We start from the raw sequence: 24,165 nt of genomic DNA on the forward strand, positions 1-24,165 counted from the left end.
ATCTCAGGTCTCGTCAAACACCGGGCCTTTGACCGCTCGGGAAAAGCCCCGAAACTCTGCGATCTTCTGGCCGGTCTGGTTGGTTACGGTTACGTCATAGATGCCGCTGCGCCCCGTGAGGCTCAGTTCCGTTGCGCGGGCCGTCAGCAGGTCACCGGAGCGCGCAGGCGCAACGTAGCTGATCACATTGTGCTGGGCCACTGTGGACTGGTTGCGACTGTTGCAGGCAAAGGCAAAGGCGCTGTCGGCCAACATGAATGTCACGCCGCCATGGCAGATCCCATGCCCATTGCAGTGATGGTCGGCCACCTGCAACGCAAGCGTCGCCGCACCCTCATCCATCTCGACCAGTTCCATTCCCGCCCATCGTGAGGCATCATCCCGCCCCCACATGGCAGCGGCGGCTTGTTGGGCGCGTTCCTTCGGTGTCATCTCATTCCCCCCGAAACACCGGCGCACGTTTTTCCAGAAAGGCGGTGACGCCTTCGGCATAATCCGCGCTTTCACCGCAGGTTTTCATTGCGTCCGCCTCAATCTCCAGATGATCGGTCAGAGTATGCGTAGCAGCCGCTTGTATCGTCTGCTTCGTCAGGCCAAGCCCCAGCGTCGGACCATTGGCGAACTGTTCCGTCAACTTGCGCGCCTCAGCCATCAGATCAGCGTCAGGGATAGCTTTCCAGATCAGGCCCCAATCCGCTGCCTGTTGCGCCGGCAACGGCTGCCCGGTCAGGGCCAGCCCTTTGGCCCGCGCCTCACCCAGCAGGCGTGGCAGATGCCAGCTGCCACCGGTATCGGGGATCAGGCCAACTTTGGAAAACGATTGGATGAACTTCGCAGATTCGGCGGCAAGAACCACGTCGCAGGCCAGGGCGAGATTCGCCCCTGCCCCGGCAGCGACACCATTGACGGCACAAACAACGGGAAATTCCAGCGACCGGATCAGGCGGACCAAAGGCGCATAAAACGTGCGCACTGTGTGGCCCAGGTCCGGCGGTCCCTCCATCGTTGCAGGATTTCGATCCCCCAAATCCTGCCCTGCACAAAACCCACGCCCTGCGCCAGTCAGCAACACAGAACGGGCGCCTTCGTCGCGCGCGGCCTCAAGCGCAGCGCGCAGGGCATAGTGCATCTCATCAGTGAAACTGTTCAGGCGATCTGGGCGATTGAGTGTAATTTCAACCCATTGCCCCATATTCTGCGAAATAATCGTGTCGGACATACCCGGTTCGCTTTTCATAAGTTACAACAAACTTCTTGCATAAACCGAACGGTTGGTCAATAAATTCTCCAAGCTTTTGTGAATCGGCGGGTCAACGACATCTGTTTAGCCCCGTTGATAGTTACAAAACGAACCAATACCAAATTCACGACTTGCGCTTTTGAGGAGGAGACCCGGTCATGAAATTCACCAAGCTCACCACCCTGCTGGCCTCGGCAACGCTGGCGGTGTCCGGCACCATCGCTTTTGCTGCCGACTACACCCTGACGATTTCCAGCTGGGCACCACCCACCCATGGCATCAACGCAAAGATGTGGCCCAAATTCGTCGAGATGGTGGAAGAGGCCACCGACGGGCAGGTCACTGCGGAGCTGAAACTGGGCATCGCCCCACCGCCCGCACAGATGGACCTGATCATGGACGGCGCTGCCGATGCCTCGATCATCTTCCACGGCTATCAGCCGGGTCGCTTCGTCACCACCAAACTGATCGAGTTGCCGGGTTATGAAGGTTCGGCCGAAGACGCGTCGGTGGCTTACTGGCGCGCATATGACCAGCACCTCAAAGCTGCTGACGAACATCGCGGTGTGAAGGTCATTGCCCTGCACACCCATGGCCCCGCACAGCTGCATTCCAGCACCCCCGTGACCTCTCTGGAGGAAGTATCGGGTCTGAAGGTGCGCATCCCCGGTGGCGTTGGCGGTGACGTGGGCGCAGCGCTTGGTGCAACCGGCATTCAGGTGCCTGCCCCGAAGGTCTACGAGACGCTGGCATCGAAAGCTGCTGACGGCGTGGTCATGCCACTGGAATCGCGTAAGGGTTTCAAGCTGACCGAGGTTGCGCAGAACGTCTATGAGATGCCCGGTGGCCTCTATCGTGGTTCGTTTGCGTTTATCATGAACGAAGACACCTTTGCCGATCTGCCTGCAGAGCTGCAGGCGGCGCTGGAAGAAAACGTGTTTGGCGAACCGCTGAGCCGTGAGATCGGCAAGATCTGGGACGAGATCGACGCCACCGGTCGTGAGGCGACCGAAGCGGCGGAAGGCAATGCCATCAACGCCGCCACCGACGCGGATTTGGAGAAATTCTCGGTCATTGCCGAAGACATCCGCGGCAAAGTCATCGCCGAAGTTGATGCGACAGGCGTCGATGCACAGGCGGCTTATGACATGATCAAATCGGAAATGTCCTCGAACTGATCCGACTGCAGGGCGGTCATTTGCGCCGCCCTGCCCCACCACGCGCGAGTTTCCCATGACCCCGATAATTCAGTTTGTGCGCCGTGCCAGCGCTCTTCCCGTGATCGTGGCCTGCATTGCCCTGTTCATCCTGATGGTAATGACATTCTGCGACGTCATCTTACGCTCGGTCTTCAATGCACCCATTGAGGCTGCTACCGAGCTGACGCGCATTCTGATGGCCATTCTGGTGTTTTCGGTACTGCCGATTGTATCGACCACCAACGGGCATATCGCGGTTGACCTGACGGACGGTTTCTTCAACCGTCTGCACCTGTCCCGCGCCCGAGACGTGGTGATTTACGTAGTCAGCGGCATCATGCTGTTCTGGCCGGTTCAGCGCGTCTGGGTTCTGGCTGAACGCGCGCGGGATTATGGAGACGTGACCGAATATCTCTCGATCCCGACCTTCCTGATCGGCTGGTTCATAGCACTGTCCGTTGCCATCACCGCACTGGTGATGATTGCAACCGGCCTGCTGAAAGCCTTCGCCCCCAATACTCTGTCGGAGCCTATGTAATGACCGCTGCGCTGATCGGATTTGCGATTGTCTTGATCCTGGTGCTCGTGCGCCTGCCTATTGTCTTTGCCATGGGCCTGGTCGGCACATTGGGCTTTGCCTACGAGCGCGGTGGCTCGATCTTTGACGAGCGTGGGCTGAAGGCCGCCATGTCCATGGTAGGTCGCCAGATAACCGATACTGCACAGGATTACGGCCTGTCGGTGGTGCCCCTGTTCATCCTGATGGGATTGTTCGTAAACAAGGGCGGCATGGCGCGCGAGCTTTATGCCGTATCCAACGCCTTTCTGGGCCACATGCGTGGTGGCATCGCCATGGCAACGGTTGCGGCTTGCGGCGGCTTCTCGGCAATTTGCGGATCGTCGCTGGCCACGGCAGCCACGATGTCCAAGGTCGCGATGCCGCAGATGCGCCGCTATGGTTATTCCGATGAACTCTCGACCGCTTCAATTGCCGCGGGTGGTACGCTGGGCATCCTGATCCCGCCTTCGGTCATTCTGGTCATCTACGGGCTGCTGACCGAAACCTCGATCGGAAAGCTGTTCATGGCCGGCATCATCCCCGGCATTCTGGGCATCCTGTTCTACCTCTTCGCCGTACGCTGGACCGTCTGGCGCAACCCCGAGGCCGGACCGGCCGGGGAACGCGCCACTTGGTCCGAACGCATCCGTGCGCTTGGTTCGGTCTGGGCCGTGCTGCTGCTGTTCTTTCTGGTTATCGGTGGGCTTTACGGAGCCTTCGACTTTGAACCCCTGAACCTGACATTCTCACCCACCGAGGCCGCAGGCATGGGTGCCGCCGGAGCCTTTCTGATTGCGCTCTTTCGCGGCGGTCTGACCGTCGGTTCAACCTTTGAGGTGCTGAAAGAGACCTGCTTTACGGCATCTGCCTTGTTCGCCGTGCTGATCGGCGCGCAGATCTTTTCGAACTTCATCAATCTGGCCGGTTTGCCCGAAGCCCTGATCGCGATGGTCACGGCTTATGATGTGGCTCCGTTTGTCGTGATCCTGATGATCCTTGGCATCTACATCATTCTGGGCTGTGTGTTCGAGTCGCTCTCAATGCTGCTGCTGACCGTCCCGATCTTCTTCCCGCTGGTTACATCACTGGGCTATGACCCGATCTGGTTCGGCATCGTGGTCGTCGTGGTCACCGAGATCTCGCTAATCACCCCGCCTGTGGGACTGAACGTCTTCATCCTGAAAGGCGTGGTGGGCGATGTCTCGACCGGCACCATCTTTCGCGGCGTTACACCATTCTGGATCGCCGATATCTTCCGCCTCGCGCTGATCGTGCTGGTGCCCATCGTGGTCCTGTACCTGCCGCAGCAAATGGGCGCATTGGGGCACTAAGCCCCGCCTCATTAAACAGGAGAACACCATGTCCCTGCATCAGATTTCCAGCTTTGCCGCTGGCACTTGGGTCGCGCCCGACGAGGGCGCACGCACCATCGCATCCGCCATCACCGGCGCACCATTTGCCAGCGCAGGAAACGCGGCGCTCGACGTGCAGGCCATGCTGGATTACGCGCGCAACACCGGCGGCCCCGCCCTGCGCAAGCTCACGTTCCACGATCGCGCCCGGATGCTCAAAGCGCTGGCACAAGCGTTGTCTGCGCACAAGCAGGCCCTTTACGACCTGAGCTTCGAGACCGGGGCCACCCAGAAGGACCACCTGATCGATATCGACGGCGGCATCGGCACGATGTTTGTCTTCGCCTCTAAAGGCAGGCGCGAGATGCCGGACACTCAGGTCTATCTGGACGGTGAGATTGAGCAGCTTTCGCGCAACGGCTCGTTTCTGGGACAGCATATCTGCACGCCTTTGCAGGGCGTTGCGGTCCACATCAACGCCTTCAATTTCCCGGTCTGGGGGATGCTGGAGAAACTGGCCCCAACACTGTTGGCAGGCGTTCCGGCCATCGTGAAACCGGCAACCAATAGCTGTTATGTGACCGAACTGGCGGTTCGGATCATGCTGGACAGTGGCATCCTGCCTGCGGGTGCACTGCAACTGGTCTCGGGCGGGTTAGGAGACATGCTGGATCACATGGGCTGTCAGGATGTGGTCAGCTTCACCGGCTCGGCCAGCACCGCGCTCAAGTTGCGGCAGACGCCTGCGATCCTGCAGAACTCGGTGCGGTTCGTGGCGGAGCAGGACAGCCTGAACGCCTCGATCCTCGGCCCGGATGCGGAACTCGGCACGCCCGAATTCGACCTGTTCATCAAGGAAGTCTCCCGCGAGATGACCACCAAGGCGGGTCAGAAATGCACCGCCATCCGCCGCATCATCGCACCTCAGGCGCAGGTTGATGCAGTGATCGGAGCGCTGTCGGAACGGCTGGCGAAGATCACCATCGGCGATCCTCGGGCCGAGACCACGCGCATGGGTGCGCTTGTGTCGAACGGGCAGAAGGCCGACGTGCTGGAAAAGGCCGCTCTGATTGGACAAGAGGCTGAACGGGTCTTCGGCGATCCGGACGCGTTCGACCTGCACGGCCCCGAGACCGGAGCCTTCGTCCCCCCGATGCTGTTTCACTGCGCCGACCCAGACAAAGCGCAGCGAGTCCATGACACCGAGGCGTTTGGCCCAGTATCAACCCTCATGGGATATCGCAATCTGGATCACGCGGTGGCGCTGGCCAATCGCGGTCAGGGGTCTCTGGTCACGTCGCTGATCACTCATGACACCGACGTCGCGCGCGGCGTCGTGATGGGCTCTGCGGCTTACAACGGACGTATCTACATCAACAACCGCGACTCGATGGCGGAATCGACCGGTCACGGCTCTCCGCTGCCGCATATGGTGCATGGCGGGCCGGGACGCGCGGGCGGCGGTGAGGAAATGGGCGGTGTGCGCGGTGTGAAACATTACATGCAACGCACGGCCATTCAGGGATCACCACAGATGCTCAGCAGCATCGGAACCAAATGGGTGCCCGGAGCGACAGAAGTCAAAGGCCCTGCACACCCCTTTACCCGCAAGTTCGGAGAGCTGCAGATCGGAGAGACGCTGCACACCGGCCCGCGCAAAATCACGCTGGACGATATCGAACACTTCGCCAATTTCACCGGCGATACCTTCTATGCTCATATGGACGAGGACGCAGCAGCGCGAAATCCGTTCTTCCCGGGCCGGGTGGCGCATGGCTATCTGTTGCTGAGCTTTGCTGCAGGCCTGTTTGTTGAGCCGAACGAGGGGCCGGTGCTGGCCAATACCGGGCTGGACGGCCTGCGTTTCATGAAACCCGTTGTTGCCGGAGATAGCATCAAGGTGCGTCTGACGGTAAAGCAGAAAACCCCGCGCAATGATGACTATGGTGAGGTCCGCTGGCACGTGTCCCTGATCAATCAGGATGACGAACCGGTCGCAGAATACGAGCTTCTGACCATGAACGCGCGCTGAAGGGCCGCACATACCTGTTTTTCTTATTGGACCTAATGGGTTAAACTGGTCGTATGACCAACCAAAGCTCGTGGTTCGAAACGGCTGTGGCCGAGCTGACGGACCCGCAAGACCAGCGGGTGTGGTCGATCATTGTCTCGCTGTTTGGAGACATGGCGCAGGAGCCCGGAGCCCAGATCTCGGGCGGTGCTCTGACACGGATTATCGAGCCGGTGGGCATCAAGCCAGAAGCCATCCGCGTCGCTGTACATCGCTTGCGCAAGGATGGCTGGATCGAGAGTGACCGGATTGGCCGCGTCTCGCGCCATGTTCTTTCGGAGTTCGGCAGAACCCAATCGGCCATGGTCACGCCGCGCATCTATGCGCGCGGCCCGGCACCCATCGAGCATTGGCATCTATTAATCGCCGAAGACGGATCCGGGACGCAGGTGCTTGAGGACGTGATGCTCAGCGATGACTACATCCCCATAGGGCGCAATGTTGCCATGGGCGCAGGCGTGGCTCCAAGCCAGACGGATGGCTTGCTCGCTCTGGACATTTTCCCGCACACAGCCCCGAAATGGGTTCAGGATCGGTTGTGCCCACCTGAGTTACGCGCCTCGTGTCAGACCCTTTTGGCAGCGGTCGACAAGGCTGCGAAGTCCCGCCCCGAGGCGTGGAGGCCAACACCCTTGCAGAGCGCGACTTTGCGCACCCTGCTGGTGCATCGATGGCGGCGTGTTGTGCTGCGCCAGCCGGATCTGCCCCCGGGGTTCTACCCTTCGGACTGGGCTGGCCCCGCATGCCGTGACCGTGTGTTTGGCCTGCTTGACATGCTACCGCGCCCATCGGCGGCCGTGCTGAGTGGGAATGGCTGACCATACGGCAGTCTGTTCAAACTGCGCGCCTGCCCCATATCATCAATGCAGTGCGCAAACGAAGAGGAGGCAGAGATGGCGGCGCAAACCGACATGCTGATCGTCGGAGCCGGGTTCTCAGGCCTGACTATGGCACTTGAGGCACGCAAGCGCGGGCTATCGGACATTACCATTCTGGAAAAAGCCGACGATATCGGCGGGACATGGCGCGAAAACACCTATCCCGGCGTTGCTTGCGATGTACCCTCGCATCTTTATTCAATGGCAACCCACCTCAACCCACATTGGACCCGCGCCTATGCCGGTGGCCCTGAGATCCAGTCCTATCTGCAGCGTATCGCGCGGGAGGAAGGGCTATATGAGCTCTGCCATTTTCATCAGAAACTCAAATCCGCCCGTTGGGACGGCTCCCGATGGCAAGTTGAAACAGAGGATGGCCACCGCTGGTCAGCACGCTTTCTGGTCTCGGCCATCGGCGCACTGCATGTGCCGCGCATTCCGCAGATACCAGGCGCCAGCAGCTTTCCCGGCCCCAGCTTTCACTCCGCGGAATGGAATCACGACGTTTCGCTGAGTGACAAACGGATCGCCGTTATTGGGACCGGAGCTTCGGCGGTTCAGTTCGTTCCCGAGATCGCCAAAACCGCCGCCCGCGTCACCATTTTCCAACGCAGCGCACCCTACGTTCTGCCTCGCCCGGACGGCCCAATTGCACCATGGGTGCGCCGCTTGTATGAACGGCTCCCCCTGCTGCCCCGCATCCGGCGCCAACTGATCTATATGTTGTTCGAGTTTCGCCACCGCGTATTCCGAGGCGAACCCCGCGCCGTCGACTTTGCAATGAAGATGTGGCGACAGGCCTTGGACAGCGCAGTATCCGACCCAACGCTAAAAACCGCACTGACGCCCGATTACACAATCGGGTGCAAACGCATCCTAAGCTCAAACGACTGGTACCCGGCACTGGCCCGAGACAACGTGGATGTGGTGCCGCGTGCGGTCACTTCGATTGACGGAAACCGTCTTACGGCAAGCAACGACAATGAGATCGAGGCCGATGTTCTGATCTGGGGAACCGGGTTCCATGTGACTGACATGGTCGACAATCTCGAGATCACGGGTGCTGGTGGTCTGACCCTGAAACAAGCGTGGTCCGATGGCATGAAGGCGAACCTTGGCACCGCAATCGCCGGGTTTCCCAACTTCTTCATCCTACTAGGGCCCCATACCGGGTTGGGGCACAATTCGGTTGTGCTCATGATCGAAGCGCAAGTCGCCCATATCGGTCGCGTTCTGTCGGGGATGCATGCGAATGGCCTCCGCATCATTACCCCGGATGCCGACAAGCAGGCTGCGTTCACGCAAGAAATGCAGGAGCGCCACCTTGAGAGCGTTTGGCAATCCGGCGGTTGCACCTCGTGGTATCAGGACACCAACGGGCGCAACACGACGCTCTGGCCGGGCACAGTCTCCGAGTTCAGAAAACGCATGGCGCGATCCGGGCTCGAGCAATACCATGCCCTCACAGAAACAACCGGAGATCCCTGATGTCGATCCTGCTGACGATTGTCTTGCTGTTAGCGGCTTGCCTGCTTGGCATGCACCTCTGGACCCGCCGCCTGACGCGGCAGGGTACCGAGATGGTGCCGCAACTGGGACAGATCGTTCCTGTTCCGGGTGGCAGCATCCACTATGTCGAAAAAGGCGACCCCGCCAACCCGACCATCGTCATGATCCACGGCCTCTCGGGCCAGTTGCAGCATTTCACCTATGCGCTGATGGATGACCTTGCGCAGGATTATCACGTTCTCGCGGTCGACCGTCCGGGCTGTGGCTATTCCACCCGCGATACTGCTCAACTGGCGGCCTTGCCTGAACAGGCCCGCATGATCCACGCGTTTCTCGAAACCAAGAATGTCGATCAAGCCATATTGGTTGGTCACTCGCTCGGCGGCGCCGTGTCACTGGCAATGGCTCTGGACTACCCGGACAGAACGGCGGCGCTGGCGCTGCTGGCTCCCCTGACTCAGGAAATGCCCACACCGCCTGCCGTCTTCAAACCACTGGAAATCCGCACCGAGTGGCTGCGCAACCTCATCGGCAACACGATCGCCGTCCCGATGGCCCGAAAAACTGCGCCCCTCGTCTTGAAAGACGTCTTCGCCCCCGAACCCGCGCCCAATGATTTTCTGGATCGTGCCGGAGGTGCCCTCGGCCTGCGCCCCTCGGCCTTCATTACCGCATCGCAAGACGTCATCGGTGTCGAATCCAGCATGGGCGCATTGAACCAGCGTTATGGTGAACTGCAAACGCCCGGTGGTATCCTTTACGGCAGCGAAGACCCAATCCTGTCAGCCAGGGTCCACGGCGCGGCAATGACGAAATTTGGCCTGACCTTTGAGGAATTAGAGCAGCACGGCCATATGATCCTGATCACCGAACCCGAAGCCTGTGCGCGTTTCATTCGCCAAATCGCCGAGAAAACCCACGGCCTCACAACAAAACGTAGCACTCGCTGAGAGACCAAGCAAAGAATCTCGACGGGCACGCTTTTCCCTCTTGACCCTCCCCGGCCCCTCGCTTAAATCGCCTCTCACTCATGGCGGAGTAGCTCAGTTGGTTAGAGCAGCGGAATCATAATCCGCGTGTCGGGGGTTCAAGTCCCTCCTCCGCTACCAAAATCCCAACATTGTCCGAAACGTGCTAACGCGCACCCGCGTATGGCGTTTATTCAACTCAGGCCTTCGATCGCAATACCGCTTCAAACACTTGTTGGATCTCTGCGATCTGCTCTGGTGTATAGCCCGAAGATACCTGATCTGAACCATTTTCCAGATCATCAATCGAAAACAGCTGCGGTAGAGAGGGGAAGAAGGACTGGCGCAGCGCCTCGTTGCCCTGTTCATATTTGCTCACGTAGTCCCGGCGTTGAGCTTGCGTCAGCATCCGCGCCTTTCCGTTCTGATCCGGTGGCAATGCCCTTTGTATTTGACGGATTTTCGGATGCCCTGCTTCTGCCAAGGCCTGCAGCAACTGAATGCGCCCAAGGGAGGGAGATGTGTTCTCAACCCGCGTCTTGGGCACCAAACGCGCCAGGTCATCGAAACCCATCACTGACAGAGCGTCCGTCACTGTCGATCCCCCGATCAGACTGTCGCGTTCGCAGATACGTGGATGGATATCGCATTCCAGATTGAACCACGGCCGCAATTCCGCGTAGTAATCCGATCCGGAACCATCGAACTTATCGATGTATTCCCAGATCGTCCCCCGGAATCGACCGTTCTTCATTTTCTGCAGGTATTTACTTTCGATATAGCGATCCTGCCGACGGAAATAGACCAACAAATTCAAAGGATACTGTCCAAGCACAGGAAGCGCTTCCATGATATCGGCGGGCGACATTCCAAACAGCATCTCTGACGAGATCAGAGCCTTTCGGGCTGTGCTGGTTCGAATTTGCTGTGTCAGATGTGAGGATATCTCTTCAAGGTGCTCCAGACGATGCTTGTTGATCGCAACAGCAAGCTTATTGACCGAGGAATGCCCTTTAGCGGTAGCATATAATAGCCCTGTATCTTCGAGCTTGGCAGAGTTCTCATTACAATAGTGCTGAAGCGCTGTGGTACCGCTTTTGGCAGTGCCAATATGCAGCCAGATTTCCTGAACCATATTTGCCTTCGGTTTCTTACTTGAGCTTCGGCCACCGCACGAATGCTAAGAATTTTGATGATTTCATCACTCGGGGAATACAAAGTAAACGCGTATTCTTAACGAGCCCGGCGATTTCCAAGCTCTCGGTGCGGCTCTCAGGATGATGACGTTTATTCTGCATGTAAAAAACGGCGGTTATGATCCCATACTTTCAAATGCCATAGGACAACCTGTGGTCGCGAACTGAATTTAGTGCGAGGAACTGCCAAAGCATTCAATTCAGAATACCGGCGATTGCCCCGATTAGGTTCAACACTTGGAACGTGTCACGGTTTACATCGCAAACTTAGTCTCCGACTCGCACATAGTATCTTTTGCACCGCAATTCCCATCAGCTGGGGTCGTCGTCCCGGACATACCCCTCATAGATGTAGTCACCCGGTGATAGTTCTTAGCCTTCCCGAGCGGGACACACTGCGTCGCCTTTTTTTCGCGGGCCTAAGGGGCAATGTCTGGGCTTGGATTTCGCAAGCCTAGGCGCAGTTGTGTCGACTCCACAACATTACCCGGTGCCAAAGCCCCACTATCTGTGATTTGAACATCCAATTGACGTACCCTGCATGGTCAAAGTTATCGTCAAAATTCCAACAGCTATTATCATTCCCAGCGCCCTTCATCAGCTTAACGGTCCAGATTGCTCGTGAACGGGCATTGACGAGTATATCGGCGAAGCGATGTCCTCGGCGCGGTGGCCATGTCGGCAACCAAAGGGGCTAACGCTGGGAGTTTCTCTCTACCCCCAAAGAGGCCAGAGTAAATCCTTTTCACCCACCATGCCGCCCGGTAGTTCGTTTGTCTTTGTTTCGAGAACAACATTAACCGAATGTGAACAATGTATTCTCAAAGTGTTCAACCAAGCTGAGGCATAGTGTTCTTGTTGGATCAAACGAGTGGTAAACCATTTGATCGCTGACAAGGGGAAACGCATGATAAAGCCTGCCTTTGTGACTGAAGAGTCCAGCACAACAGCTGTGATGCAAACTCCCGGCAAAAGCGCCGAAGAACGTTTGTCAACCACGACCAAATCGAGCAGTGGTCGCTTCCCTCCTATCGAAAATGCATTAACACAGATCGTCAAAAACAAGCGGCTTTCCGAGGCACATAACAACGTCTGAAGGCAGTTCAGCAGACCCCCACACAATTCCCGATATCTGTCCTGATTATTGGAATTGAAAACTAAATCCCGCTCCGTTTTGGGGCGGGATTTCTTTTTTTGGCACGTTACGAAAAACGCTTGCGGCCTACGCCGGCTTGGCTAGGCCCGAAATAATGTGGGCCAGCCACTTCCCATCCCTACGAAGCATGCGGCTGGCCCAGCATGCAGTACTTCCGTGAGTAGTCAGCACTGTGGGTTATATGAGCTGAGGGAGCTTTGGTCTGTGCTTACAGACCCAGAAGAGACTTGACCTCCGCCTCAACGGCATCGGTGACAGGTTTGTTGGCTGCGGCTTCCAAAGCTTCCCGTTCGGTCAATTCCTGTTCTTCAACCAGATCGACCAACTCCTGAACCTCTTCAGTCGCTTCTTCGTACTCAACTGCGGCTTGTCTTTCATCGTTCAGGTCTTGTGCTTCTTCGACCGAACTCTCCAAATCTGCGCGCGCTTGTTCGAGTTGTTCTTCTATTTCTGGGTCGGTTCCACCCGCGTCCTCCAACGCTTGTTCAAGCTCCCCGACGCGCACCTGGTTTTCCTCAACATCATCCAGCGCAGTTTGCAGATCTTCTTCGATTTCAGGAACTGTCCGCTCCGGTGGCTCCAGATCGGTGAGCTGTTCAAGTTGTTCTGCAAGCTCCTCACGCAATGCATCTCCAGCCAAGACGGTATCGCGGTAGTTGGCAATTCGACCAACCCGAGAATTGGGCGATGCATTCGCCAATGCAGTTGGGCTGGCGTTGGCCGCGTTCAAAGCACCCAACTCCGACGGGTGGGCACCAAGAAGCGCAGCTATCCTGTTACCTTTAGTCCGGACTTCTGGGCGAATGGATTCTTCAACAATCACTGTTTTTGAAGGCTTCTTTTGCGTCCTTGGCTTTTGCTTTCCACCACCGATGATCGATTTTTTCTTTGAAGTAGCTAATGTTCGCGATTTGTCTTTGCTGCCGAAGATGTCCTTCAATGAAAAACGGCCAGCTTTACCCGTAGTAGAACGCGAAGATTTTGACTTTGAGTTGCCGACTTTGGATTTTCCTGCAGTTCGGCCAACTCGGTTTTTTTCGGCACCCTTTTTCCCGCCCTTGTTTCCGGCAGAGCTGTTGTCACCGCGGTCTCCTTTGCCGGAGTTACCGTTTCCACCGTTGCCGTTTCCACCCCCCTTGCCTTTGCCTTCCTTAGCAAAAGCAACGTCCGGAGCGGCAATGGTGGCGACAATAGCTGTCGACCCCAGCAAAGCGATTGCCAAGGTTGAGGCTTTTATCAGTCCCAAAGTAGTGGTCTTCATATCGATCTCCTCGCCGGACGGCAGCAAACACCAGTTCTCAGAACCAGATGACAGTGTTCGAAGGTCTCGATTCATGCACGAATCGTTCGTCTTGTTGGCCATTAAACTTGAGTGCGCTTGAACGCAGAGCTAACTGCTTGTTCATCACCGGTTCATGTCGAACGGCGTAATCTTGCGCCAGGAAATACGAGGACATTCATGCGTGCGTATGTATTCTTGTTGGCTGCAAGCGTGCTTGTTGCTTCACCCAATGGGGAAGCGACTGCCCAAACACGCGAGCTCAAGCAAGGTGAACTGCGCAAGGCGACCCTGACAGGTGGCACAATCCGGCTCAAACGGGTTATCAATGGTGTAGAGAATGCCTATGGCGGTATCCCGGTCGATGCGCGTGCGTTTCAGGCTGATCAGATTTACTATCGCATTCTCGTCAAAAAGCCTGATGGAAAAATCATCAGCGTGATTGTGAATGCCCAAACCGGTACCGTCGTTTCCAATCGATCCAGTATTGGCCGTCAAATATCGAACGCTGCCCGTTCAAACCCCACTAAAGCGAACAATCGTAATACCAATAGCAACCGCGGAGCCTCAGCGAGCCGTGGAAACAACGGAAACAAAGGGAACGGCAACAGCGGCGGCAATGGCAACGGTGGTGGAAACGGCGGCGGGAATGGCAACGGTGGTGGCAATGGCAACGGTGGCGGAAACGGCGGTGGCAACGGCGGCGGGAATTCTGGCGGGAACGGCAAAGGAAACGGCAAAAAATAAAGCTTAAACCAAACCGGTAGTGACTGTAGTTTTCGAGTATGAGAGTACTTCTAGCCGAAGATGAGCCGCAGCTGTGCGAGCAGATTAAGAAACTTCTAAATGCAGAAGGCCGCGTGGTAGATGTGGCCGACAATGGAACGGACGCGCTTCACCTGGGGTCGACCGAACCATACGACATGATCATCCTCGACATTGGTTTACCGGAACGCGACGGCATCTCTGTCCTGCGTGAATGGCGCGGCGCTGGGGTTAAGACACCGGTGTTGATCCTTACGGCCCGCGATGGATGGAGCGAACGCGTGGATGGTCTTGATGCTGGTGCGGACGACTACATGACCAAGCCGTTTCATATGCCAGAATTGGCCGCACGTGTTCGCGCAATCCTGCGTCGACAGAGCGGTCAGTTGAACCCTGTGATCGAGATGGGGGACGTTTCACTCGATACGCGAAACGGGCGAGTGAGCGTGGGCGGAATTCCCGTTGATCTGACTGCGCAGGAGATCGCGGTCCTGACATACCTTGCGCACAATATCGGACGCATGGTGTCGCGCACAGAGTTGTCAGAACACATCTACGAATACGATGGCGACCGGGATTCCAACACCATCGCTGTTTTCATAACCCGCCTGCGCAAGAAACTGGGCTCGGACCTCATCACAACGGTCAGAGGGCGCGGCTACATGATCGATACCGTCTGATGTTATCACTGCGCCAACGCGCTTTGCTTGGCGGTCTCGCCACCGGAGCGCTTTCTGTCGGCGTCGGAACTCTGATTGTATTTTCCTACATTAACACCCGCGTTCTTGGTCAGTTCGACGAGACGCTGCGCGACAGGCACACCCAACTCGTTGTTGGATTGAGCGCAACCACGGATGACCCTGAGGCTTTGCGCGATCTCATGTTCGACCCGGCCTATGGTACGCCGTACTCAGGCCGATACTGGCAGGTGACGGACGGAAACGGAGCTGCATTTACTTCTGCCTCATTGTTTGACGAAACAATTTCCGAACCCGCACGTGCGAAGGAAGAGGCAGTCGTGTGGAACACGTCAGGCCCGGATAACGAGGCCGTTCGCAGCGTTTATCAGAAAATCACGTTCGAAGACGGAACCGAATGGGGCGTGACCGTCGCCGAAAGCAGGCTTGAGTTGATCCGCGAACGTCGGGCTGCTCAAAACAACTTGCTTCCGGTTTTCGGGTTGGTCGGCTTAATCGGAGTTGCCGGCTCTCTGCTACTAATGTCTGCAATTGTCGGCCCGCTCACGAAGCTACGCACTGATGTGACGCATCGCTGGGACAAGGGAGACGACCTGAACCCGGAAGACTATCCAGAGGAGGTTTCACCGCTTGTCGAAGACCTCAATCAGTTGCTGCACAGAAACCGCGAAATTGTATCTGGCTCCCGACGGCAGGCGGCGGATTTGGCGCACGCACTTAAAACACCGACGGCGATACTTCGAAACGAATTGACAAGTTTGTCGGACAACGGAGCAAATACTGAACCTGCCGAAGACGCGCTGAACAGGATTGATGCCCAGCTCAAGCGTTCTCTCGCGCGCATGCGTGCGTCAAACACCGCTGAACTTACGCACTCCCGAACTGATCTTTCGAATTCGGTCGCCAGACTATCCAGGCTGTTCTCGGTCATGGCAGAGCGCGAAGGGAAATCACTTACAACCGATTGCGAGGATGGACTGCAGGTTCGAATGGACACTCAGGACATTGAAGAAGTGATTGGAAACCTACTCGACAACGCCCTCAAGTGGTGCAGAACAAGCGTTCACATCACCGCGAAACGTGTTGCAGATGGAATTGAGATGTCCATCGAAGATGACGGGCCCGGAATTCCGGAAGACGCACGTGCAGGGGTGCTGCGTTCCGGAGGTCGGCTGGACACCTCTGTAAGCGGAACCGGCTTGGGATTGGCCATCTCCGTAGATCTTTTGAACGCCTACGGCAGTGAGCTGAAATTGGGAACATCCACAAACCTTAATGGCTTGGCCTGCTGTGTGCTTTTATCAGCATAAGTATAGACGTCCTTGCCTCTTCAGCTGCAGATAGGCTGGCACGGCTTCTGAGGGTTTCACAGCGTCCACGCTGGTTTGATCGGCATATGATAACGAAGACTCAAGGTCGACCGCAGTTCCCATGCTCAGAAGCTGCTTGCCCAGAAAATCTACGTCTTGAATGCGTAGGTGATAGCAGTGTTCATCCAATTGTTGAGCAGCTCTTTGCGCTCGGGACTTTGCAACTGCAGCTGCTCTTATCCACAGCGAGAACGATGTTTTCCAGCGACATAGTGGTGATTGAGGTCATTCGGGACCCGACATGAGAAGTAAAAAACCCGCTTTCACGAATGATAGAGGAACGGTTTTATTCTCTAGTATGTACTACGCTCTTGGTCAGCTCCGGCTAAAGCTGAAGGGAAACAGTAGCTTACCTGTTGGGAGTGGTGCCCGGGGGCGGAATCGAACCACCGACACGAGGATTTTCAATCCACTGCTCTACCCCTGAGCTACCCGGGCACGGGAACGGAACTTACCGTTGGGTGGAGGCGTTCTATGATTTGCCACCGGGAGTGTCCAGAGGCTTTTTGACATTTTTTCAATGTTGAAGCGGTTGTCTTTGATCATCGTCTGAAACGTCAGGATCCGCATCCTCTTCGCGCTGTGAAGCAACAGCGTATGACCCGTTCAGCCATTTGGCCAGATCAAGATCCGCGCAGCGTTTTGAACAGAACGGGCGGAAGCTGTGGACGGAATCTCCGCCGCAGATCGGGCAACTCATTTCAGCACCTCAGTCAGCGGAACGCGAGCACGCTTGCGTTGCAATTCATAATGACCAAGCGGGGTCCAGCCGGCCAAAATGGTCTCGTCGGGATCGGTTTTGAAGGCAGCGCGCAAGGCGGCCTCGAACCCACGGCGGTCTTTCTTGGGCATTGGGGCGAGATCCAGCGTGATTTGTCCGCCAAGCCCGCGCACTCTCAGCGCCCGAGGCAGTGATTTGGCGCAGGCAAAGTTGGCTTTGGTTCCTGCCGCCAGCGAACTGTCCGACCCGGTATTAACATCAACCGCGACCAGTGCCCGCGTGGGCTGGATATAGAGGTGCCCGCCACCCGCAAGAGGTTCGGAAATGCCGCGCGCGACGTCCAGCGCATCCAGTACGCCGTGATCCTCGAAGCCACCCGGGGCGGTGACGACCTCGGCTGGGTCAGTCCAGTCGCGCCAGGCGAGAATATGCGGGCCATCACCCTCGCTGAGGGTTTCAGGCTGGTCGCCCGGGTCGTTCAGAACCTGTTCGGTCTGAAGACGCATCGCAGCAATGTCTTCCGCGATCTCGTCGCTTTCAGCCCCCGCGCAGCAAGACCTCAGGATCAGGCCATGCGGGCTGTCCTCCATCTGCTCATGCGCGATTTCCAGCAAGCGGTCTCGCTCGTCTTCGTCGCGGATGCTGCGCGAGATATTGAGGCCGGGTGCATAGGGCGTGACGATGGCGAAGCGGCTTTTGAACAGAACGCGGTTGGTAACCGGTATCGCCTTACCCGGCTCGGCGTAACCACTGATCTGGACCAGCAGCAAAGCCCCAGGAGCCAACCCCTTGACCTGCCGCAGAAAAGCGGGGCCATCGGGGGTGGTCAGAAACATGCCGCCCTGCCCTTTGACCGGGCGCTCGGCGCGCGCACGATAGATGGTGCCCGGAAGAGGTGCCTCTCCGGCAATCAGAAAGTCGTCAAGTGCGCCATCCACCATGAGTGCGGCGGCTTCGCGGCCTTCGATATGGTCCAGAACGATTGTGCGACCTTTCATGACACCTCACGATACAAGGGGTAACCGATGCCTTGCAAAAGCGAGGCGGTCTCGGCCAGAGGCAGGCCCACGATGCCGGTGAACGAACCAGAAATCCATGGGATGAACGCTCCGGCGGGGCCCTGGATGGCATAAGCGCCGGCCTTGCCTTGCCAGTCCCCCGTCGACAGGTAAGCGTTGATCTCTGTGTCCGAGAGGCGCTTTACCTTGACCTGTGAAACCACGTCGCGTTGCAGAATTTTCTCACCGCGGCGTACGGCAACCGAAGTGATCACACGATGGCGTCTGCCGGACAATGCATGCAGGAATTCGGCGGCCTGCCCTGCATCTTCAGGCTTGCCCAGAATACGGCGGCCCAATGCAACAGTGGTATCCGCGCAAAGGGTGACATCACCGCTATCCGCCTGAACCGCCTGCACTTTTTCGCGCGTGATGCGACTGCAATAGGGAACCGGCAACTCGCCTTTCAAAGGCGTTTCGTCGATCTCAGGAGGGTGTATCGCATCAGGACGAACGCCAAGCTGCGCCAGCAGGTCCAGCCGCCTTGGGCTGCCCGATCCGAGGATAAACGCCATTGGGCGAAGCGTTATTTAAAGCGGTAGTTGATCCGACCCTTGGTCAGATCATACGGGGTCATCTCGACCTGAACTTTGTCGCCAGCCAGAACACGGATGCGGTTCTTGCGCATCTTGCCTGCCGTATGTGCGATGATCTCATGGCCGTTTTCCAGCTCGACCCGAAACGTCGCATTAGGCAGGAGTTCCTTCACGACACCGGGAAATTCGAGCGTATCTTCCTTGGCCATGTTGTCTCCACATCTAAGTTGCACTCGCAGAATCTGCGAGGGTGTGCGCTTAAATGAGCTTATTTCGGCCTTATTTCAAGGGCGGAATCACCTAAAGGGGTGATATTGTGACTGAATCGACTCTGGGACCCTGTTCGACCCAATGAGCACGGTTGAGCACATGACCATCAGCGCGGACAGCAGCGATTGCGCCCAGATCGACATCGGCATAGGTCCATCCCGGCTGGTTCAGGACCCCCTCGGCCAGAACACCGGTTTGCGGGAAGCCTTTGTCGGGCGGGCCAAAAACACCGCCCATGCCGGTGTTCATATCCACGGCTTCGGACCATTCATTGTTACCGACAAGCGACGACATAACTGTAACGCATTGATTTTCAAGTGCTCTTGACATCGCACCAATGCGTACACGCCAATATCCCGATAGGGCCTCAGTGCAGGATGGCACCAGGATCAGGTCGGCATCCTGCAGGGCGCGGCCCAGCAATGGGAACTCACTATCATAACAGATCAGCACGCCGATCTTACCCAAAGCCGTATCGAAGAGTTTCAGCGGACCGCCCGGCGCGATGTCCCAGGCATCACGTTCGAACCGGGTCATGATCTGCTTGTCCTGATGGTCAACACCACCGTCGGGCGCACAAAGCGTGGCCCGATTCATCGGTCGGCCCGGTCCATCCACAACAGGGGCCGAGGCGCCCAGAATGTATGTGTTGTACTCTTTCGCGAGGCGCTGATGTATGTGTTGTACATCTTCCATACGGTCGGAAACCGCCCGGATCGAGCGTTCCAGATCGCCAGCCACAGCTGCACCATCAAGCGTCGAAAGCTCCATCGCGCCGTATTCAGGAAAGACCAGCAGCCCGGCCCCCTGCCCCGCGGCCTCGGACACCCAACGATTCAGCTTGTCTTCGTACTGCGCCCAGCTGTCGAGCCAGTCGAGATCATATGCAGCGGTTGCAACTTTCATGCCCGAAATCCTTAACGGTTTATTTCGCGCTACATTAAAGTGCGCATTCGGTGGCTGTATAGGCCAGTTGCAATGCCTTAGATAGTCGAGTCCGCAAGAACAGACAGCGCTCAACGCGACAGAAACCAAGATCGACAACAAAACCTTGGAACACATCGCAAAGGCGGAAGGGTGGCGTCCGAACACCGTCAAGTTTGAGGAATGTATTGTATTTGCCTCAGGATGCCCCTCAAGGCATTGGGGTATATATGAAAATAGCGGTCATATCGCCGTGCAAACCACGCTCAATTTGCCCCTTGAAGAGCCGATGCAACACAATGGGAATCGTGCGCAAGAAACTATGAAAAATGCTTTTTCTTCAATGTGTTGAAGAATTTGATCGGTCACGATGGAGAGATGGTGCTGCTGGAGAGAATTGAACTCTCGACCTCTCCCTTACCAAGGGAGTGCTCTACCTCTGAGCTACAGCAGCGCCGTGGGCGGGTGATTAGACTCAAACGAAACGCGGCGCAAGGGTGTCTGGACGGTTTTTTTCCACTCCTGTAGAGAAAGGCAATGGCAGACAAAAATTCACCCAAAAAACACGGCAAACCCGGTGATGCACGCGAGGAGCGGCTGAAGGCGGCGCTCAAGGCGAATATGGCGCGGCGCAAGGCGCAGGCCAAGGCGCGGGCGGCATCCGAGGACAAGGCCGGCAAGGACGAGGGATAAGAGCAGATGGATTCGATTCTGGTAACGGGCAACGGCCCGCTGAACGGGCAGATCCCGATTGCGGGGGCCAAGAATGCGTGCCTGACGCTGATGCCCGCGACGCTTCTCAGCGAAGAACCGCTGACGCTGACCAATGCGCCGCGTCTAAGCGACATCAAGACGATGACCGCGCTGCTGCAATCGCTGGGGGCCGAGGTCTCGTCGCTGCAGGATGGTCAGGTGCTGGCGATGTCCAGCCATGACTTGATCAGCCACACAGCGGATTATGAAATTGTGCGCAAGATGCGTGCCTCGAATTTGGTGTTGGGACCAATGCTGGCGCGGCTGGGGCAGGCTGTTGTCTCGCTACCCGGCGGCTGCGCTATCGGCGCGCGACCGATGGATTTGCATGTCGAAGGTCTTGAGGCGTTGGGGGCCGAGATCGAGCTGAAAGACGGGTATCTGCACGCCAAGGCCCCGGGCGGTCTGAAAGGCGCGGTGCATGAGATGCGCTTTGCCTCCGTGGGTGCCACCGAGAACATCGTCATGGCGGCCACACTGGCCAAAGGCACCACAGTGCTGAAGAACGCCGCGCGCGAGCCCGAGATTGTCGATCTGGTCGAATGCCTGCGCAAGATGGGGGCTCAGATTTCGGGCGAAGGCAGCTCGACCATTGAGATTCAAGGCGTCGACCGGCTGCATGGCGCGACCCATCAGGTGGTGACCGACCGGATCGAACTTGGCACGTATATGCTGGCCCCGGCCATCTGCGGGGGCGAGGTCGAATTGCTGGGCGGGCGCATGTCGCTGGTCGAAAGCTTTGCCGCCAAGCTGGATGCGGCGGGGATCAGCGTCTCTGAGACCAACAACGGGTTGAAAGTGTCCCGCAAGAACGGGCGTGTGACCTCGGTCGATGTGGTCACCGAACCGTTCCCCGGTTTCCCGACCGATCTGCAAGCGCAGATGATGGCATTGATGTGCACTGCCGAAGGTGTGTCCGTTCTTGAAGAGCGTATTTTCGAGAATCGCTTTATGCATGCGCCCGAACTGGTGCGCATGGGTGCGAATATCGAGGTGCATGGCGGCACGGCGACCGTCACCGGGGTTGAGCGTCTGAAAGGCGCGCCGGTCATGGCAACGGATCTGCGGGCTTCGGTCTCGTTGATCCTTGCCGGTCTGGCGGCGGAAGGTGAGACGGTGGTCAGCCGGGTCTATCATCTGGATCGCGGATATGAGCATGTGGTGCGCAAGCTGGAAGGCGTGGGCGCAAAGATCGAACGGATTAAGGGTCAATGACAGACGCGAGTTTCAAAGACGGCCGCGAGGCACCACTGAACCTTGGGGCCGAGGATACGGATGACCTGAAGGTCATCGCGACCCTGACACAGGACGCGATTTTCCCGGTCACCGAGATGACATGGCAGCCCAGCCAGCGCCGCTTTGCGCTGCTGCTCAATCGCTTTCGCTGGGAAGACAAGGATGCCGCCGCCCGGCGCGGTCGTGCGTTTGAGCGGGTGCAGGCCGTTTTGATGTTCGGCTCGGTTCTGTCGGTGGCCAGTCAGGGCATCGACCGCAGTGATAAGGACATGATCCTGTCGCTGTTGTCGGTCGAATTCGAACCGTCGGAAGATGGCGCAGGGCAAATCCTGCTGACGCTGGCGGGCGATGGTGCGATCCGCTTGTCGGTCGAGGCCGTCGATGCCACGCTGAAAGATGTCACGCGCCCCTACAAGGCACCGTCCGGCCACGCCCCCCATCACCCCGAGTGAACAACAAACGCGGCATAGCGCAGGCCTTCCCGAACCCGCCGCAGGGCACCGCAGTGCGGCGGGCAACCGTGTTTGACGTGTTTGATATTAGTCGTGTTCTGATCCGTTCGATCCGCGATCTGTGTCAGGCGGATCATCTGGGTGATCCCGAAAACCTTGCCCGCTGGACCGCTAACAAGGACCCGGCCTCGGTCCGGGGCTGGATCAAGGCTGGCGCCTCTCTATGGGTCGCGACCAAGGGGGATGGGATCGCAGCTGTTGGCGGGTTGCGAGCAGAGGGTGAAATATCGCTGCTCTATGTCGATCCCGATTGTTCCGGTTGCGGACTCGGCACTGCGCTGTTGTGCCGTTTGGAGAATGAACTGCATGCGCAAGGCTGTACCGAGGCACACTTGCAGGCAACCAAAACCGCCCACGCATTCTATCAAAGGCAGGGTTGGCAGGATGATGGTGATCCAACCGAGTGGCACGGCATCCCGCAATTCCCGATGCGCAAATCGCTGCACCCCTTGGGCTAAGGGTTGAGGCCGCCCGGTCTCGGCGATAAGACCCGTGGGAACGCTTTCGGAGTCCCTTACATGCCCGTTTTCCTCGACACGACCTCCGCCGATTTCGAGCCCGCGTTTCAGGCGCTGTTGTCCGCCAAGCGTGAGGACAGCCCCGATGTGGATGCGGTCGTGGCGCAGATCATCGATGATGTGCGGACCCGTGGCGATGCGGCGGTGATCGAACTGACCGCCAAATTCGATCGGTTGGAGCTGACGCCCGAGACCATGGCCTTCTCTGCCGAAGAGATCGCCGAGGCTGTTGCACAGGTTACGCCCGAGGACCGCGCTGCACTTGAACTGGCTGCCGCGCGCATCCGGGCCTATCACGAAAAGCAGATGCCTGAGGATCATCGGTGGACCGATGAGTCTGGCGCTACGCTAGGCTGGCGCTGGTCGGCGGTGTCGGCTGCGGGGCTTTATGTGCCGGGCGGATTGGCATCCTATCCGTCGTCGGTTCTGATGAACGCGATCCCGGCGAAGGTGGCAGGGGTGGAGCGGCTGGCCATCGTTGTGCCGACACCTGACGGTCAGGCGAACCCGCTGGTCCTGCTGGCGGCGCAGCTGTCGGGCGTGGATGAGATCTATCGCATCGGCGGCGCGCAAGCGGTGGCCGCGCTGGCTTATGGCACCGATACGATTGCGCCGGTCGACAAGATCACCGGGCCGGGCAATGCCTTTGTCGCCGCCGCCAAACGCCGAGTATTCGGTAAGGTTGGCATCGACATGATCGCGGGGCCGTCGGAGATTCTAGTGATCGCCGATAAGGACAACGAGCCCGACTGGATCGCGCTGGACCTGCTCAGCCAGGCCGAACATGACGAAAGCGCCCAGTCCATTCTGATCACGGACGACGCGGGCTTCGGTCAGGCCGTCGCGCAGGCGGTCGACAAACGCCTCGAAACCCTGGAACGCCGCGCCATCGCCGGGGCCAGCTGGCGCGACTATGGCGCCGTGATCACCGTGCGCGATCTGGACGAGGCAGCCGCGCTGTCCAACCGTATCGCGCCCGAACATCTGGAACTCTGCGTGGCCGATCTGGTAGCGCTGAGCCAGCAAACCATCCACGCAGGCGCTATCTTCCTCGGTCAGTACACGCCCGAGGCCATTGGCGATTATGTCGGCGGCCCCAACCACGTACTGCCCACTGCGCGTTCGGCGCGCTTTTCGTCCGGCCTCAGCGTTATGGATTTCCTCAAACGCACCACGCTCAGCCAGATGACGCCCGAGGCCCTGCGCGCCATCGGCCCGGCGGCGGAAACGCTTGCGCGATCCGAAAGCCTCGAAGCGCATGGCCTGTCCGTTTCTGCGCGCCTGAACCGGCTGAATGACTGAAGTGACGCAAAGACCCGGCGCGCATGGCGTTTCTGTGCGTTGCCCATTGAAATTCGTTGTTATAGGTCTGTGCAGACGTAAGGATTGTGACCGTT

General features: G+C 57.9%; 25 protein-coding genes and 3 tRNA genes. 17 read left to right on the forward strand and 11 right to left on the reverse strand.

What is annotated here, in order from left to right; genetic code table 11:
• Window positions 1-3 precede the first annotated feature (3 nt).
• Together paaI and paaG are read right to left on the reverse strand one after the other, a co-directional pair.
• Entirely contained in the window at window positions 4-432 is a 429-nt protein-coding gene (gene paaI / locus ACR0IV_RS08845; RefSeq protein WP_480656989.1) for a hydroxyphenylacetyl-CoA thioesterase PaaI, read from the reverse strand.
• Window position 433: 1 nt separating this feature from the next.
• Window positions 434-1,219, reverse strand: coding sequence for a 2-(1,2-epoxy-1,2-dihydrophenyl)acetyl-CoA isomerase PaaG (gene paaG / locus ACR0IV_RS08850; protein WP_480656988.1), 786 nt, complete (start codon window positions 1,217-1,219; stop codon window positions 434-436).
• 179 nt (window positions 1,220-1,398) lie between these two features.
• Between paaG and ACR0IV_RS08855 the strand changes: the two genes are divergently transcribed.
• The 8 genes from ACR0IV_RS08855 to ACR0IV_RS08890 all read left to right on the forward strand — a co-directional run bounded on the left by ACR0IV_RS08855 (window position 1,399) and on the right by ACR0IV_RS08890 (window position 9,917).
• Window positions 1,399-2,418 carry a TRAP transporter substrate-binding protein gene (locus ACR0IV_RS08855; RefSeq protein ID WP_480656987.1) on the forward strand — a complete coding sequence of 340 codons (1,020 nt, stop codon included), beginning with the start codon at window positions 1,399-1,401 and terminating at the stop codon, window positions 2,416-2,418.
• A gap of 55 nt (window positions 2,419-2,473) precedes the next feature.
• Window positions 2,474-2,977, forward strand: coding sequence for a TRAP transporter small permease (locus ACR0IV_RS08860; RefSeq protein ID WP_480656986.1), 504 nt, complete (start codon window positions 2,474-2,476; stop codon window positions 2,975-2,977).
• Window positions 2,977-4,329 (forward strand): TRAP transporter large permease, encoded by a 1,353-nt coding sequence (locus tag ACR0IV_RS08865; protein ID WP_480656985.1) that lies wholly within the window; start codon window positions 2,977-2,979, stop codon window positions 4,327-4,329. Before ACR0IV_RS08860 ends, ACR0IV_RS08865 begins: the two co-directional genes overlap by 1 nt.
• 28 nt (window positions 4,330-4,357) lie before the next feature.
• Entirely contained in the window at window positions 4,358-6,382 is a 2,025-nt protein-coding gene (gene paaZ / locus ACR0IV_RS08870) for a phenylacetic acid degradation bifunctional protein PaaZ (protein ID WP_480656984.1), read from the forward strand.
• Between the two features lie 53 nt (window positions 6,383-6,435).
• Window positions 6,436-7,239, forward strand: coding sequence for a PaaX family transcriptional regulator C-terminal domain-containing protein (locus ACR0IV_RS08875; RefSeq protein WP_480656983.1), 804 nt, complete (start codon window positions 6,436-6,438; stop codon window positions 7,237-7,239).
• Between the two features lie 75 nt (window positions 7,240-7,314).
• Complete coding sequence (locus tag ACR0IV_RS08880; RefSeq protein ID WP_480656982.1) at window positions 7,315-8,787, forward strand: flavin-containing monooxygenase; 1,473 nt, start codon at window positions 7,315-7,317, stop codon at window positions 8,785-8,787.
• Complete coding sequence (locus ACR0IV_RS08885) at window positions 8,787-9,758, forward strand: alpha/beta fold hydrolase (RefSeq protein WP_480656981.1); 972 nt, start codon at window positions 8,787-8,789, stop codon at window positions 9,756-9,758. Before ACR0IV_RS08880 ends, ACR0IV_RS08885 begins: the two co-directional genes overlap by 1 nt.
• An 82-nt stretch (window positions 9,759-9,840) precedes the next feature.
• Window positions 9,841-9,917, forward strand: a tRNA-Met gene (locus tag ACR0IV_RS08890).
• A gap of 58 nt (window positions 9,918-9,975) precedes the next feature.
• Here the strand turns inward: ACR0IV_RS08890 and ACR0IV_RS08895 are convergent.
• Window positions 9,976-10,911 carry a hypothetical protein gene (locus ACR0IV_RS08895; protein ID WP_480656980.1) on the reverse strand — a complete coding sequence of 312 codons (936 nt, stop codon included), beginning with the start codon at window positions 10,909-10,911 and terminating at the stop codon, window positions 9,976-9,978.
• A 968-nt stretch (window positions 10,912-11,879) separates the two neighbouring features.
• Between ACR0IV_RS08895 and ACR0IV_RS08900 the strand changes: the two genes are divergently transcribed.
• Window positions 11,880-12,068, forward strand: coding sequence for a hypothetical protein (locus tag ACR0IV_RS08900; protein WP_480656979.1), 189 nt, complete (start codon window positions 11,880-11,882; stop codon window positions 12,066-12,068).
• 268 nt (window positions 12,069-12,336) lie between these two features.
• On the opposite strand, the gene ACR0IV_RS08905 is transcribed toward ACR0IV_RS08900, so the two are convergent.
• Window positions 12,337-13,389, reverse strand: coding sequence for a hypothetical protein (locus tag ACR0IV_RS08905; RefSeq protein WP_480656978.1), 1,053 nt, complete (start codon window positions 13,387-13,389; stop codon window positions 12,337-12,339).
• Window positions 13,390-13,587: 198 nt separating this feature from the next.
• On the opposite strand from ACR0IV_RS08905, the gene ACR0IV_RS08910 reads away from it, so the two are divergent.
• From ACR0IV_RS08910 to ACR0IV_RS08920, 3 genes are read left to right on the forward strand one after another with little or no spacing between them, the layout of a single operon-like run.
• On the forward strand, window positions 13,588-14,154 hold the full coding sequence (locus ACR0IV_RS08910) for a PepSY domain-containing protein (protein ID WP_480656977.1): 567 nt from the start codon (window positions 13,588-13,590) through the stop codon (window positions 14,152-14,154).
• Between the two features lie 38 nt (window positions 14,155-14,192).
• Window positions 14,193-14,852, forward strand: coding sequence for a response regulator transcription factor (locus ACR0IV_RS08915; RefSeq protein WP_480468997.1), 660 nt, complete (start codon window positions 14,193-14,195; stop codon window positions 14,850-14,852).
• A gap of 23 nt (window positions 14,853-14,875) precedes the next feature.
• A complete protein-coding gene (locus ACR0IV_RS08920; protein WP_480692672.1) occupies window positions 14,876-16,180 on the forward strand; it encodes an ATP-binding protein in 1,305 nt (434 codons plus the stop codon).
• Window positions 16,181-16,603: 423 nt separating this feature from the next.
• On the opposite strand, the gene ACR0IV_RS08925 is transcribed toward ACR0IV_RS08920, so the two are convergent.
• The 7 genes from ACR0IV_RS08925 to ACR0IV_RS08955 form a co-directional block, all read right to left on the reverse strand.
• Window positions 16,604-16,678, reverse strand: a tRNA-Phe gene (locus ACR0IV_RS08925).
• Between the two features lie 79 nt (window positions 16,679-16,757).
• Window positions 16,758-16,940, reverse strand: a complete 183-nt coding sequence (locus tag ACR0IV_RS08930; RefSeq protein WP_480656974.1) for a DNA gyrase inhibitor YacG — start codon at window positions 16,938-16,940, stop codon at window positions 16,758-16,760.
• Window positions 16,937-17,959, reverse strand: coding sequence for a ribonuclease E/G (locus tag ACR0IV_RS08935; protein ID WP_480656973.1), 1,023 nt, complete (start codon window positions 17,957-17,959; stop codon window positions 16,937-16,939). The genes ACR0IV_RS08930 and ACR0IV_RS08935 overlap by 4 nt, the downstream gene beginning before the upstream one ends.
• Entirely contained in the window at window positions 17,956-18,534 is a 579-nt protein-coding gene (locus ACR0IV_RS08940) for a Maf family protein (protein ID WP_480656972.1), read from the reverse strand. The genes ACR0IV_RS08935 and ACR0IV_RS08940 overlap by 4 nt, the downstream gene beginning before the upstream one ends.
• An 11-nt stretch (window positions 18,535-18,545) precedes the next feature.
• Window positions 18,546-18,764: a translation initiation factor IF-1 gene (gene infA, locus ACR0IV_RS08945; protein WP_005978431.1), complete on the reverse strand. Its 219-nt coding sequence runs from the start codon at window positions 18,762-18,764 to the stop codon at window positions 18,546-18,548.
• A 91-nt stretch (window positions 18,765-18,855) separates the two neighbouring features.
• Entirely contained in the window at window positions 18,856-19,731 is an 876-nt protein-coding gene (locus ACR0IV_RS08950) for a carbon-nitrogen hydrolase family protein (protein ID WP_480656971.1), read from the reverse strand.
• Between the two features lie 397 nt (window positions 19,732-20,128).
• Window positions 20,129-20,203 (reverse strand) — tRNA-Thr (locus ACR0IV_RS08955).
• An 83-nt stretch (window positions 20,204-20,286) separates the two neighbouring features.
• Between ACR0IV_RS08955 and ACR0IV_RS08960 the strand changes: the two genes are divergently transcribed.
• Genes ACR0IV_RS08960 through hisD form a run of 5 tightly spaced genes read left to right on the forward strand, consistent with a single transcriptional unit; the run spans window position 20,287 to window position 24,070 of the window.
• On the forward strand, window positions 20,287-20,442 hold the full coding sequence (locus ACR0IV_RS08960; RefSeq protein ID WP_480468988.1) for a hypothetical protein: 156 nt from the start codon (window positions 20,287-20,289) through the stop codon (window positions 20,440-20,442).
• A gap of 6 nt (window positions 20,443-20,448) precedes the next feature.
• Entirely contained in the window at window positions 20,449-21,717 is a 1,269-nt protein-coding gene (gene murA, locus ACR0IV_RS08965; protein WP_480656970.1) for a UDP-N-acetylglucosamine 1-carboxyvinyltransferase, read from the forward strand.
• A complete protein-coding gene (locus ACR0IV_RS08970) occupies window positions 21,714-22,190 on the forward strand; it encodes a DUF2948 family protein (protein WP_480656969.1) in 477 nt (158 codons plus the stop codon). The genes murA and ACR0IV_RS08970 overlap by 4 nt, the downstream gene beginning before the upstream one ends.
• The gene (locus tag ACR0IV_RS08975; RefSeq protein WP_480656968.1) at window positions 22,187-22,708 is read left to right on the forward strand and encodes a GNAT family N-acetyltransferase; all 522 of its coding nucleotides are present in this window, start codon (window positions 22,187-22,189) and stop codon (window positions 22,706-22,708) included. The genes ACR0IV_RS08970 and ACR0IV_RS08975 overlap by 4 nt, the downstream gene beginning before the upstream one ends.
• Window positions 22,709-22,768: 60 nt before the next feature.
• The gene (gene hisD, locus ACR0IV_RS08980) at window positions 22,769-24,070 is read left to right on the forward strand and encodes a histidinol dehydrogenase (protein WP_480656967.1); all 1,302 of its coding nucleotides are present in this window, start codon (window positions 22,769-22,771) and stop codon (window positions 24,068-24,070) included.
• Window positions 24,071-24,165: the final 95 nt, after the last annotated feature.

It is taken from the genome of Ruegeria sp. C2, from assembly GCF_056537765.1.

Bases quoted from the DNA above. Each gene is read 5' to 3' on its own strand.
- ACR0IV_RS08910 (WP_480656977.1), top strand. From the start codon at position 13,588: ATGCGTGCGTATGTATTCTTGTTGGCTGCAAGCGTGCTTGTTGCTTCA.
- ACR0IV_RS08930 (WP_480656974.1), bottom strand. From the start codon at position 16,940: ATGAGTTGCCCGATCTGCGGCGGAGATTCCGTCCACAGCTTCCGCCCG.
- ACR0IV_RS08900 (WP_480656979.1), top strand. From the start codon at position 11,880: ATGATAAAGCCTGCCTTTGTGACTGAAGAGTCCAGCACAACAGCTGTG.
- ACR0IV_RS08950 (WP_480656971.1), bottom strand. From the start codon at position 19,731: ATGAAAGTTGCAACCGCTGCATATGATCTCGACTGGCTCGACAGCTGG.
- paaG (WP_480656988.1), bottom strand. From the start codon at position 1,219: ATGTCCGACACGATTATTTCGCAGAATATGGGGCAATGGGTTGAAATT.
- ACR0IV_RS08935 (WP_480656973.1), bottom strand. From the start codon at position 17,959: ATGAAAGGTCGCACAATCGTTCTGGACCATATCGAAGGCCGCGAAGCC.
- ACR0IV_RS08855 (WP_480656987.1), top strand. From the start codon at position 1,399: ATGAAATTCACCAAGCTCACCACCCTGCTGGCCTCGGCAACGCTGGCG.
- ACR0IV_RS08960 (WP_480468988.1), top strand. From the start codon at position 20,287: ATGGCAGACAAAAATTCACCCAAAAAACACGGCAAACCCGGTGATGCA.
- ACR0IV_RS08860 (WP_480656986.1), top strand. From the start codon at position 2,474: ATGACCCCGATAATTCAGTTTGTGCGCCGTGCCAGCGCTCTTCCCGTG.
- ACR0IV_RS08885 (WP_480656981.1), top strand. From the start codon at position 8,787: ATGTCGATCCTGCTGACGATTGTCTTGCTGTTAGCGGCTTGCCTGCTT.
- hisD (WP_480656967.1), top strand. From the start codon at position 22,769: ATGCCCGTTTTCCTCGACACGACCTCCGCCGATTTCGAGCCCGCGTTT.
- ACR0IV_RS08875 (WP_480656983.1), top strand. From the start codon at position 6,436: ATGACCAACCAAAGCTCGTGGTTCGAAACGGCTGTGGCCGAGCTGACG.
- murA (WP_480656970.1), top strand. From the start codon at position 20,449: ATGGATTCGATTCTGGTAACGGGCAACGGCCCGCTGAACGGGCAGATC.
- ACR0IV_RS08880 (WP_480656982.1), top strand. From the start codon at position 7,315: ATGGCGGCGCAAACCGACATGCTGATCGTCGGAGCCGGGTTCTCAGGC.
- paaZ (WP_480656984.1), top strand. From the start codon at position 4,358: ATGTCCCTGCATCAGATTTCCAGCTTTGCCGCTGGCACTTGGGTCGCG.
- infA (WP_005978431.1), bottom strand. From the start codon at position 18,764: ATGGCCAAGGAAGATACGCTCGAATTTCCCGGTGTCGTGAAGGAACTC.
- paaI (WP_480656989.1), bottom strand. From the start codon at position 432: ATGACACCGAAGGAACGCGCCCAACAAGCCGCCGCTGCCATGTGGGGG.
- ACR0IV_RS08970 (WP_480656969.1), top strand. From the start codon at position 21,714: ATGACAGACGCGAGTTTCAAAGACGGCCGCGAGGCACCACTGAACCTT.
- ACR0IV_RS08940 (WP_480656972.1), bottom strand. From the start codon at position 18,534: ATGGCGTTTATCCTCGGATCGGGCAGCCCAAGGCGGCTGGACCTGCTG.
- ACR0IV_RS08895 (WP_480656980.1), bottom strand. From the start codon at position 10,911: ATGGTTCAGGAAATCTGGCTGCATATTGGCACTGCCAAAAGCGGTACC.
- ACR0IV_RS08905 (WP_480656978.1), bottom strand. From the start codon at position 13,389: ATGAAGACCACTACTTTGGGACTGATAAAAGCCTCAACCTTGGCAATC.
- ACR0IV_RS08915 (WP_480468997.1), top strand. From the start codon at position 14,193: ATGAGAGTACTTCTAGCCGAAGATGAGCCGCAGCTGTGCGAGCAGATT.
- ACR0IV_RS08865 (WP_480656985.1), top strand. From the start codon at position 2,977: ATGACCGCTGCGCTGATCGGATTTGCGATTGTCTTGATCCTGGTGCTC.